The sequence below is a fragment of the Streptomyces sp. NPDC001381 genome (assembly GCF_042895685.1).
Lineage (GTDB): Bacteria > Actinomycetota > Actinomycetes > Streptomycetales > Streptomycetaceae > Streptomyces.
Map to the genome: position 1 here is coordinate 162,692 of NZ_JBIAWO010000008.1, position 10,253 is coordinate 172,944.

Annotated in this window: 9 protein-coding genes; 4 read left to right on the top strand and 5 right to left on the bottom strand. The window is 68.9% G+C overall.

Translation table 11 applies throughout. From position 1 onward, the window contains the following. Nucleotides 1-2: 2 nt before the first annotated feature. Genes ACFY2L_RS30260 through ACFY2L_RS30270 form a run of 3 tightly spaced genes read right to left on the bottom strand, consistent with a single transcriptional unit; the run spans nucleotide 3 to nucleotide 2,580 of the window. The gene (locus ACFY2L_RS30260) at nucleotides 3-713 is read right to left on the bottom strand and encodes a hypothetical protein (RefSeq protein ID WP_390823969.1); all 711 of its coding nucleotides are present in this window, start codon (nucleotides 711-713) and stop codon (nucleotides 3-5) included. Nucleotides 714-752: 39 nt separating this feature from the next. Further along, the gene (locus tag ACFY2L_RS30265) at nucleotides 753-1,352 is read right to left on the bottom strand and encodes a histidine phosphatase family protein (RefSeq protein ID WP_390658898.1); all 600 of its coding nucleotides are present in this window, start codon (nucleotides 1,350-1,352) and stop codon (nucleotides 753-755) included. Between the two features lie 19 nt (nucleotides 1,353-1,371). Beyond that, on the bottom strand, nucleotides 1,372-2,580 hold the full coding sequence (locus ACFY2L_RS30270) for a pyridoxal phosphate-dependent aminotransferase (RefSeq protein WP_390823970.1): 1,209 nt from the start codon (nucleotides 2,578-2,580) through the stop codon (nucleotides 1,372-1,374). Between the two features lie 86 nt (nucleotides 2,581-2,666). Here ACFY2L_RS30270 and ACFY2L_RS30275 point away from each other — a divergent pair, with 86 nt between their 5' ends. Further along, nucleotides 2,667-3,293: a winged helix-turn-helix transcriptional regulator gene (locus tag ACFY2L_RS30275; protein WP_390823971.1), complete on the top strand. Its 627-nt coding sequence runs from the start codon at nucleotides 2,667-2,669 to the stop codon at nucleotides 3,291-3,293. A 60-nt stretch (nucleotides 3,294-3,353) separates the two neighbouring features. Here the strand turns inward: ACFY2L_RS30275 and ACFY2L_RS30280 are convergent, their stop codons facing one another. After that, the gene (locus tag ACFY2L_RS30280) at nucleotides 3,354-4,157 is read right to left on the bottom strand and encodes a hypothetical protein (protein WP_390658895.1); all 804 of its coding nucleotides are present in this window, start codon (nucleotides 4,155-4,157) and stop codon (nucleotides 3,354-3,356) included. After that, nucleotides 4,157-5,419, bottom strand: coding sequence for a VWA domain-containing protein (locus tag ACFY2L_RS30285; RefSeq protein WP_390823972.1), 1,263 nt, complete (start codon nucleotides 5,417-5,419; stop codon nucleotides 4,157-4,159). Before ACFY2L_RS30285 ends, ACFY2L_RS30280 begins: the two co-directional genes overlap by 1 nt. 286 nt (nucleotides 5,420-5,705) lie before the next feature. Between ACFY2L_RS30285 and ACFY2L_RS30290 the strand changes: the two genes are divergently transcribed. The 3 genes from ACFY2L_RS30290 to ACFY2L_RS30300 are packed head-to-tail and all read left to right on the top strand — an operon-like array spanning nucleotide 5,706 to nucleotide 10,151. Then, entirely contained in the window at nucleotides 5,706-7,289 is a 1,584-nt protein-coding gene (locus tag ACFY2L_RS30290; RefSeq protein ID WP_390658893.1) for a class I adenylate-forming enzyme family protein, read from the top strand. Between the two features lie 55 nt (nucleotides 7,290-7,344). After that, nucleotides 7,345-8,613: a 5-aminolevulinate synthase gene (gene hemA, locus ACFY2L_RS30295; protein WP_390823973.1), complete on the top strand. Its 1,269-nt coding sequence runs from the start codon at nucleotides 7,345-7,347 to the stop codon at nucleotides 8,611-8,613. A gap of 17 nt (nucleotides 8,614-8,630) precedes the next feature. Further along, nucleotides 8,631-10,151 carry a long-chain fatty acid--CoA ligase gene (locus ACFY2L_RS30300; protein WP_390658891.1) on the top strand — a complete coding sequence of 507 codons (1,521 nt, stop codon included), beginning with the start codon at nucleotides 8,631-8,633 and terminating at the stop codon, nucleotides 10,149-10,151. Nucleotides 10,152-10,253: the final 102 nt, after the last annotated feature.

A 10,253-nucleotide genomic window follows, 5' to 3' on the forward strand; every position in this document is an offset into this window, starting at 1 on the left:
CCTCACACCCGGCGTGGGGAAGCCAGCAGATAGCGCGCTCTGGTCCGGGGGTCGGTGTGCTCGCCCACCTGCCAGCCCGCCTTCTCCAGTGTCGCCGCACAGGCCCGCAGCGTCGCGTCGTCCGGCCCGCGCACGGCGACCGCCTCCGGCTGCGGCGTCGCCCGCACCCGGTAACCGCCGGTGCAGGGACCGGAGCCCGCACGTCCCGCCCCCGAGGTCCCGGTGCCCGGCCCGCCGGCCGCCGTGTCCGGGCCCGCCGGACGGTGGCCCGCCGCTTCCAGGGCCAGCGCGGCGGCCCGTACGAGGTGCGTGCGCTCCCAGCCGCACGGCCGGTCCACGGCTCCGTCCGGATTGGTCATCCGGCGCAGCTCCAGCAGCCCCTGCCAGGCACTGTGCACCTCACGCGCGCGGGCGGGCCCGCCCGCGCCGGCGTCCTCCTCGCCGCCGACCCGCGCGGCGAACACACCGGCGCCGCTCTTCTCCCCGGGAGGCGGAGGCGCGGGCGCGGCCTCCGGCTCCGCCCGCGCCTCCGCCTCCCGTATCCGGTGCCCCGCCGGCGTCAGGAAGTGGTCGTGCGGCGGCCGCGGATGGCGGAACGCGAGCCCCCGCTTCACCAGCGCCGCGAGCTGCGCCTCCGTGCCCCTGAGCCGCCCGGTGACGGGTTCGGCGGCGTCGATCACCCGCCGCTGCGCGGCGGTGGGCGGTCGTGTCACGGCGTGCTCCCCTCCGAGTGGTGCCGGCCCACTCGAAGGCTACGACCCGGGTCTGACATTCCAGGCGGCGATCACCGGCCGTCCGTGTTCGGTGCCCAGCCGGCACAGGGTGCCCGTGGCGAGCTGGAACAGCGCTCCCGCCGAGGCGGGCAGGCCGAGCCACCGCGCGGTCAGCACCCGCAGGAGGTGGCCGTGCGCCACCAGCACCACACACCCCTCGGTGTCGGCGAGCGCGGCGTCGACCTTGGCCAGCACCCGGTCTGCCCGCTCCCCGACCTGCTCGGGCGTCTCCCCGGGGTGGTCCGGCGGCCCGGGCGCGACTCCGTCCGTGAACAGGAACCAGCCGGGCCGGGTGCGCAGGATCTCGACGGTGGTGACGCCCTCGTAGCCGCCGTAGTCCCATTCCCCGAGGTCGGCGTCTACCCGGATGCCGTGCAGCCCGATCAGCTCCGCCGTCTCCCGCGCCCGTTGCAGCGGGCTGACGAACGCGGCCCCGACGCGGTGCGAGCGGATCAGCGGCACCAGCCGCCGCGCCTGGGCCCGGCCGTTCTCGGTGAGCGGGACGTCCGTCCACCCGGTGTGCCGCCCGGAGCGCGACCACTCGGTCTCACCGTGCCGGACCAGGAAGAGATCACCCATGGGCCCAGGCTAGGAACGGCTACTGCCGGTATCCGCTCAGGAATCGCCCGATGCGCCCGATCGCCGCCTCCAGGTCGTCCGCGTGGGGGAGGGTGAGGATGCGGAAGTGGTCGGGGGCGGGCCAGTTGAATCCGGTGCCCTGGACGACCTGGATCTTCTCCCGCAGCAGCAGGTCCAGGACGAACTTCTCGTCGTCGTGGATCGGGTGCACCCTGGGGTCGATGCGCGGGAACGCGTACAGCGCGCCCCTGGGCTTCACGCAGGACACGCCGGGGATCTCGTTGAGCTTCTCCCAGGCCACGTCGCGCTGCTCGTGGAGCCTGCCGCCCGGTGCGGTGAGGTCCCGGATGGACTGGCGGCCGCCGAGCGCGGCCTGGATGGCGTACTGGGCGGGAGCGTTGGCGCACAGCCGCATGGAGGCCAGCATGGTGAGCCCCTCCAGGTAGTCCTTCGCGTGCTGCTTCGGGCCGGTCACGACCAGCCAGCCGGAGCGGAAGCCGGCCACCCGGTACGTCTTCGACAGCCCGCAGAACGTCAGGACCACCAGGTCGGGGGCGAGCGCGGCGGCCGAGTGGTGCACGGCGTCGTCGTACAGGATCTGGTCGTAGATCTCGTCGGCGAAGACCATCAGACCGTGCCGGCGGGCCAGGTCGAGGATGCCCTCGACGATCTCCTTCGGGTACACCGCGCCCGTGGGATTGTTCGGGTTGATGATCACGACGGCCTTGGTGCGGTCCGTGATCTTCGACGCCATGTCGTCCAGGTCGGGGTACCAGTCCGCCTGCTCGTCGCAGAGGTAGTGCACCGCCTTGCCGCCCGCGAGGGTGGTCACCGCCGTCCAGAGGGGGAAGTCGGGGGCGGGGATCAGGATCTCGTCGCCGTCCTCGACCAGGGCCTGCACGGCCATCGAGATCAGCTCGGAGATGCCGTTGCCGAGGAAGACGTCGTCCACGCCGACCTCGAGGCCCAGGGTCTGGTAGCGCTGGGCCACGGCACGGCGGGCGGAGAGGATGCCGCGCGAGTCGGTGTAGCCGTGCGCCTGCGGCAGCATCCGGATCATGTCCTGGAGGATCTCCTCCGGGGCCTCGAAGCCGAAGAGCGCGGGGTTGCCGGTGTTCAGGCGCAGCACGCTGTGGCCCGCCTTCTCCAGCGCGTTCGCATGCTCGACCACCGGCCCGCGGATCTCGTAGCAGACCTCGCTGAGCTTGTTCGACTGCCGGAACTCCATGCGCGCTCGCCCCTCCGGTTGTGGTGTTGCTTGGTTTTACCAAGTTCCAGCTTGGAAAGTCCAACGACATGTCTAGACTGCGTCGCATGTCACCTCGTCGAAGCTACGACCAGTACTGCTCCGCCGCTCGCGCGCTCGACGCCGTCGGGGACCGCTGGACCCTGCTGATCGTCCGGGAACTGCTCGCGGGCCCGCGCCGTTACACGGACCTGCACGCCGACCTGCCGGGCGTCAGCACGGACGTACTCGCCGGGCGGCTGAGGGACATGGAGCGGGACGGGCTGACCACCCGGCGGCGGCTGCCTCCGCCGGGCGCGGCCTACGTCTACGAACTCACCGCACGCGGCCGGGAGCTGATGCCGGTGCTGCAGGCGCTGGGCAAGTGGGGCGAGGGCGAGCTCGGCGAGCGCCGCCCCACCGACGCCGTCCGCGCCCACTGGTTCGCGCTGCCCCTGCTGCGCGCGCTGGAGGGCGAGGGCCTCGTCGAAGTCCGCCTGGACGAAGGGCACTTCCATGTCTTCGCCGGCGCGCAGGACGGCCCGGTCTACGGCGACGGCCCCGCCCCCCGGGAACCCGACGCGCGGCTCGCACTGGACGCCGGCACCAGCGCGGCCCTGTCCCGGGGGGAGTTGAGCGTGGTGGACGCGGTGCGCGCCGGGCGGATCGACGTCAGCGGCGACGGGACGCTCGCGAAGGCGCTGCGCGAGGCGTGACCCGCGCACAAGGCCCACCACCGTACGGTGATGGGCCTTGTGACGGGGTGTCGGGAAAGGTCAGGCGCCCGGTGGCACCTGCCGCGGCCGTCCGGAACCGCGCGTCAGCGTGTAACCGCCGATCCCGGCCAGCGCCGCCAGCACCGCGCCGATCGCGCTCCACACCCAGCGGTCGGACCACCAGCCGGACGCCCAGCCGTCGTCCGGCTCGATGCTCGACAGCACGGCCGACGCCGACGTGTCGTCGTCCTCCGCCTCCGACGTGACCGCGATCCCGGGGACGAGCGGCTTCGCCAGCGAGCCGTCCACCGCCGCCGAGCCGCCGATGTCCTTGGAGTCCACCCGCAGTTCCGCGCTCACCGGCTGACCCAGGTCGGCGGCGCCGAGGCCGGTGACCGTCAGCCGGACGTAGTACGTGCCCGGCAGGGGGTCGTTCGCCCACGGCTCGGACCAGGCGCGGACCGTGCGCAGCACACAGGCCAGCTCCACGGAGGAGGCGCCCTGGGCGGCGGTGCGGGTCTGGGCGCCGTACTGGCAGGCCTGACGGCGCCGCAGGCCGTCGTACACGTCGATCTGCCACGTCTGCGCCGCGTGCGCGCCGGGCAGCTTCACCGTCGTCCTGACGGTGGGCCGCTGGCCGGTGTCGGCCGGGAACGACCAGTACAGATAGTCACCCGTGGAGGCGCTCGCCGTCGCCGTCCGCCCCTGCTCGACCTCCACCGCCGTACGGAACGACGTGCCCGCGGAGGTCGGCGCGGAGCTGTCCCCGGACGGGCTCGCGGAGGGCGAGGAGTCGGCGGCGGCCGGTCCGGCCGCAAGGCCCAGCGCCAGCAGCGCCGTGCTCAACACTCGTGTGATCCGCATCAGTTGGTCCTCCAGACCGCGACACGCCAGCGCGACAGCCAGCCCCAGACCAGACCCGCGAGGAAGCCCACCAGCACCAGGAGGCCGAGCAGCCACCAGCTGCGCCCGAGGCCGAAGGAGGCCACGTCGCTCGCCTGTGACGGACCGTCGACCACGTCCACGGTCAGCTCCACGGGCATGCCGGGCGTGGTCTTCACCCCGGAGGCCGCCGAGAACGCGTTCGTCACCTGGAGGCAGACGGTCTCGGCCGGTGCCTCCTCGTCGTCGCTCTCCGCCTTCGGGTAGCGCAGTCCGGTCGAGATGACGTCGGTGCGGCCGTTGCCCGCCGACTCGCCGCGCACGATCTCCCGGCCGTGCACCGTGACCGCCCTCAGCAGCACCCCGTAGTCGGGGTTCATCGTCCGGTCCGCCGCCACGCTCACCGAAGCCCGCAGCTCCTGGCCCGGCTCGACGTCCACCCGGTACCAGCGCTCCTGGCCGAACTCCTCGCGGTCGGTGTACAGGCCCGACTTGAGGGTGGGCGCCTTCGCGCAGGAGTCCGCACCGTCCGTGGCGACCGGCGTCACCACCGGGTCGGCCGCACGGTCCACCAACTGGTTGACCTTGTCGGTGAGTTCCTCCGTGTGCTCGACCGAGGTGTACGTCCCGCCGGTCGCCTCGGCGATGCAGCTCAGCTGCTGCCGCATCTTCGTGTTGGGCACCAGGCCGAGGGTGTCGATGGTCAGGCCGATGCCCTTGGCGGCTATCTCCCGGGCCACCTCGCACGGGTCGAGCGGCGCGCAGGTGTCCTCGCCGTCGCTGATCAGCACGATCCGCTTGGAGCCGGTGCCGCCGTCGAGGTCGTCGGCCGCCTTCAGCAGGGCGGGCCCGATCGGGGTCCAGCCGGTGGGGGACAGGGTCGCCACCGCCGTCTTGGCCTCGGTGCGGTCCAGCGGGCCGACCGGGTAGAGCTGCGCGGTGTCCTTGCAGCCCGTCTTCTGGTCGTCGCCGGGGTAGTCGGCGCCGAGGGTGCGGATGCCGAGGAGGACGTTCTCCGGGGTCGCGTCCAGCACCTCGTTGAACGCCTGCTTGGCCGCGGCCATGCGCGTCCCGCCGTCGATGTCCTTCGTCCGCATCGAGCCGCTGACGTCGAGGACCAGGTCGACCTTGGGCGCGAGGGCGGTGGTCTCGTCGGCGACCGCCCCGGCCGGGAACGCGAGCCCGGCGGTGAGCGCGGCGAGCAGGGCGCAGACGCCCGCCGCCAGCCGTTGTGTTCTGATCATCGGCGGATCCTATTGATCAGGGGTGTCCCGCCACAAAACGGGGTCCACAGCCCATGGCCGGGAGTGGCGCGGGGCACCGTGTGGACGCCCACCCCGCACACGGTCACCCCATCGATGACGCCGACGCCCTGGGTGGCGTGCCCCGAACGGCTACCCCGATCGGGATGCCTTCCGACACTCCGTTGTAGCCAGTCGAACGATCTACCGCCTACTTCACTCGCATGGTCAAGATTGAACGCCCAATTGGATGACGTCGTGATAGTTGGCACGTTTGAAGGAAGGTCCCATGAGCCTGCCTGAGCATTGGTGGAGCGCAAGTCGCAGTTATGTCTCGGAGATCCTGTCGCTGCTCGCTGCCACGCCGAATCGGGATGTCGTTCATTGGCGTGGCGAAGCCTTCTCTGGTGGCGATCTGATCCGGTCCGTGACGGAAACATTCCTCGCGCTGCGCAACCGCGGAGTGGGCAAGGGGGATGTGGTGGCGATCCTCGTCGCACCCAACAGTCCTGAGATGCTCACCGTGCGGTACGCGACCCATCTGCTCGGCGGCGCCGTGTGCTATCTGCGAACCACTAATCCTGGTACCCGGACAACGGTCCTTCCGTTGGATCACCAGATCCAAATCCTGCGCGAAACCGAAGCCGTGACCGTCTATGCCGATGCCGAGAGTTCGGAACGCGCGACAGAGCTCGCTGACGGTGGCGGGATCCCCGTGACGCGAGTTCAGGACGGGGAACGCAGTGAGGCCGGCCGGGTCGATGGCGCCGATGCCCCGGACGCCGTGTCATGGGATCCGGAGGCGCTGGCCTTCATCGGCTTCACGAGTGGCAGCACCGGCCGGCCCAAGGGCATCCGGTTGTCGGGCCGCGCGTGGGAAGCCACGATGCGTGCGTGGATGGGCGTCGGTCGTGAATACGACTGCGCGTCGATCCTGGTGTCCACCCCTCTGAGTCATGGCGTTGCCGCGATGGTGGACGCAGTCTTCGCCCTGGGCGGAGCGCTCTATCTCCATGAGAGCTTCGATGCCGAGGAATTCGTGGACACCGTCTCCGCGGAGAAGGAGGTCTCGTGGACGTTCATGGCAACGAATCACGTGTTCCAGCTCATCGACCATCTGGCCGGGCGAGGAATCCGTGACACTGCCGCCGTGGAAGCTGCGGGCCTGTCTTCGCTGAAGCGGATCGTCTACGGCGGCAGCCCCGCGGCGCCCGCGAGAATTGCACAGGCTTTTCAGCTTTTCGGTCCTGCTCTGGCGCAGGGATATGCCACGAGTGAGAGCGGTCGGATCACGATCCTGACGCCTCAGGAGCACGGCGACCCGGAACTCGCGGCCACTGTCGGTCGGCCCTTCCCTGAGGTGGAGGTCGTCGTCTGCAACTCGAATTCGGGCGCGCAGTTGGCGGTGGGGGAGATCGGCGAGGTTCGTGTCCGCTCGCCTCAGATGATGGACGGCTACAACGGCAACCCGGAACTGACTGCGCACGTTCTTCGTGACGGCTGGTATTTCACCGGAGATATCGGTCGTCTCGACGAGCGAGGCTATCTGACTCTTCTGGGTCGGGTGGCCCACGTCATCAAGGTCGGCGGCGTCAAGGTACATCCCATCGTTCTCGAGGCGGAAATTCTTTCCCATCCGGGTGTCCTGCACGCCGCCGTCTACGGCGTGCAGGACGAGGACGGAAGCGATCACATCCACGCCGCAATCGAATGCGATCCGGCTGAGGTGGTCGAAGTGGAAAGCATTCGCGCGAGGATTGCTGAGACGCTTTCTCCGATTCACGTTCCCGAGAAGATACACGTCCTGAGTGCTCTGCCGATGAACAGCAACGGCAAGCCCGACAAGGTGCTTCTGAGGTCGCAATATTCCTAGCGTGGACCTTTCGGTTCGCAGGTCAATCCAACCGCTACGTCGAGAAGGCGAGTGAATGAACGTTCACCTGGCATCATACCTGAGTGGGACATCCGCTGACGATCTTGCTGGAAGCAAGCGTGAGTTCCTGGAGATCGGCCGTCGTTCCGGTGATTACCCCATGGCCACTGCGCGGCGCGACGGGGTGGATTCGGAAGTAAGCGTCTGGTGCAGCAACGACTATCTGGGAATGGGCCAGAATCGTCAGGCCATCGCGGCCATGCAAGCCGCGATAGATACCCATGGCGTAGGCTCCGGAGGTTCCCGGAACATCGGTGGAACCAACCACTATCACGTCCTTCTCGAAAATGAGCTGGCGGATCTGCACGGCAAGGAATCCGCTCTCCTTTTCACCTCGGGATACACGGCCAACGAGGGATCCCTCACCGTGCTGGCGGGGCTGCCGAAAGACACCGTCGTGTTTTCCGATGCGAAGAACCACGCCTCGATCATCGACGGTCTCCGGCACAGCGGCGCGAAGAAGCACATCTTCAGGCACAACGACGTCGCCCACCTGGAAGAACTGATCGCGGCCGCTCCCGCCGACTGCCCGAAGCTCATCGTCGTGGAATCGGTCTATTCCATGTCGGGCAACGTCGCGCCGCTCGCCGAGATCGCCGACATCGCGGACAAGTACGGTGCCACGACCTTCATCGACGAGGTTCACGCGGTCGGCATGTACGGCCCGCAGGGCGCCGGCATCGCCGCGCGGGAAGGCATCGCCGACCGGTTCACGGTCGTGATGGGTACCTTGGCGAAGGGGTACGGGACGGTCGGCGGCTACATCGCGGGACCGGCGGCCCTCGTGGACGCGGTGCGGACCTATTCGCGCTCGTTCGTCTTCACCACCTCGCCGCCGCCGGCGGTCGCGGCCGCTGCGCTGGCGTCGGTTCAGTACCTGCGGTCCTCCGATGTCGAGCGAAAGACTCTCTCGGAGAACGCGCGGCTTCTGCACAGCCTTCTCACCGCGGCCGACATCCCGTTCATCTCGACGGACTCCCATATCGTCGCGGCCTTCGTCGGCGATGACGATCTGTGCAAGCGGGCGTCCCGGCTGCTGTTCGAGCAGCACGGGATCTACGTCCAGTCCATCAACGCCCCCAGCGTGTCCGAGGGCGAGGAGATTCTGCGGATCGCTCCGTCCGCCGTGCACGATCACAAGGACGTCGAGACCTTCGCCGACGCCCTTCAGGGGATCTGGAAGGAACTGGACATCCCGACCGCGAGTGCCCGGGACTGGTCCACGTCCGAACTCCGCGGTCGCGGCGCCCGCACCGCCGGATGACCATGTCCGTTGCAGGTGTGCTCGCCGACACGGCGGCGCGGCGACCCGACCACTCGGCCGTGATCCACGAGTCCGAGCACGTCACCTACGGGTGGCTGTGGGAACAGGCACGTCGCTACGCCGCGGCGCTGCGAGCCAACGGGGTACGGCCAGGAGACCGGGTCGCCATGCTCCTGGTCGACACCCCGCAGTTTCCCGTCGTGTACTTCGGCGTGCTGGCGGCCGGTGCCGTCGCGGTCCCGCTGAATGTCATGTCGACCGCGTCGGAGATCGATCACGTACTGACCGATGCCGACGCCCGTTTTCTGGTGTGCGCCACCTCCTTGCTCGCCCGGGCGAGAGAGGCGGCGGAGCCGCTCGGCACGGTGCTCCTCACCGTCGGCCCGGGCCCCGCGGGCACTGTCGACCTGGAGAACGCGGCGCAGGGCACGGCGCCCGTCGACGATTGTGCGGTGCGGGAGCCCGACGATGTCGCGGTTGTGTTCTACACGTCCGGTACGACGGGTGAGCCGAAAGGGGTGATGCTCACCCACCGGAACATTCTGTACAACGTCGAGAGGATGGTCACCACTCCGTACATGTTCCGGAGTGACGACGTATTGCTCGGGTGTTTGCCGCTGTCGCACGGCTTCGGTCAGATCTGCGGCATGCTGACCGGCTTCCGCGCCGGCATATCCATCGTCATGATGCCGAGGTTCTCCGGGCGGGAGGCCCTCGCGCTGATGACGGAACACCGGTGCACGGTGTTCATGGGCGTGCCCACCATGTATGCCAAATTGCTCGACGCCGTGGCCCAGGGAGAGCAGGTTCCTCGACTCGACCGCGTGTACAGCGGGGGATCGGCGCTTCCGGTCAAGACCCTCGAAGAGGTCCGAAGCGCGTTCGGCTGTCCTGTGTACGAGGGCTACGGGATGACCGAGACCTCCTGCAGCGTCGCATATCACTATCCGGGCGTGACTTTTCGATCCGGAACAGTCGGTGTTCCGATCACCGGCATCACTGTCGGTATAGCCCGGCCGCATGCCGACGGGATCGATCTCCTGCCGGCCGGTGAGGTGGGCGAGATCGTGGTGCGCGGTCCGAACGTCATGGCCGGATATCTGGGTCGCCCGGATGTCACCGCCGAGGTTCTGACCGACGGCTGGTTCCTCACCGGCGATCTCGGCAGGCTGGACGGCGACGGCTACCTTTCTGTCGTGGGCCGTAAGAAGGACTTGATTCTTCGCGGCGGCTACAACGTCTATCCGCGCGAAATCGAGGAGATCCTCGTCGGGCATCCGGCCGTGGCGCAGGTGGCGGTCATCGGTGTTCCCCACCCTGAGCTCGGTGAGGAGGTCTGGGCGATCGTCGTGCCTGCCCGGCCGGAGGACGTCACCGCTGGATCGGATGACGAGATCATCGAATGGGGCAAAAAGCGTCTCGCCGCATACAAGTACCCGCGGCGAGTCGAGTTCACCGACGCTCTCCCCTTGGGAACCAGCGGAAAAGTTCTCAAACGGATGCTCGTCTCGAAATACGAGCCGGCCGTCGGCTCGTAACCGCAAACGAAACCGAATCACATCGGCGTAGCACCCGCGGCGCGGCTGCGGGTGCTACGCCCCCGCTCAGGCATCGTACGTAACAATAGGTAGGGCGTACTC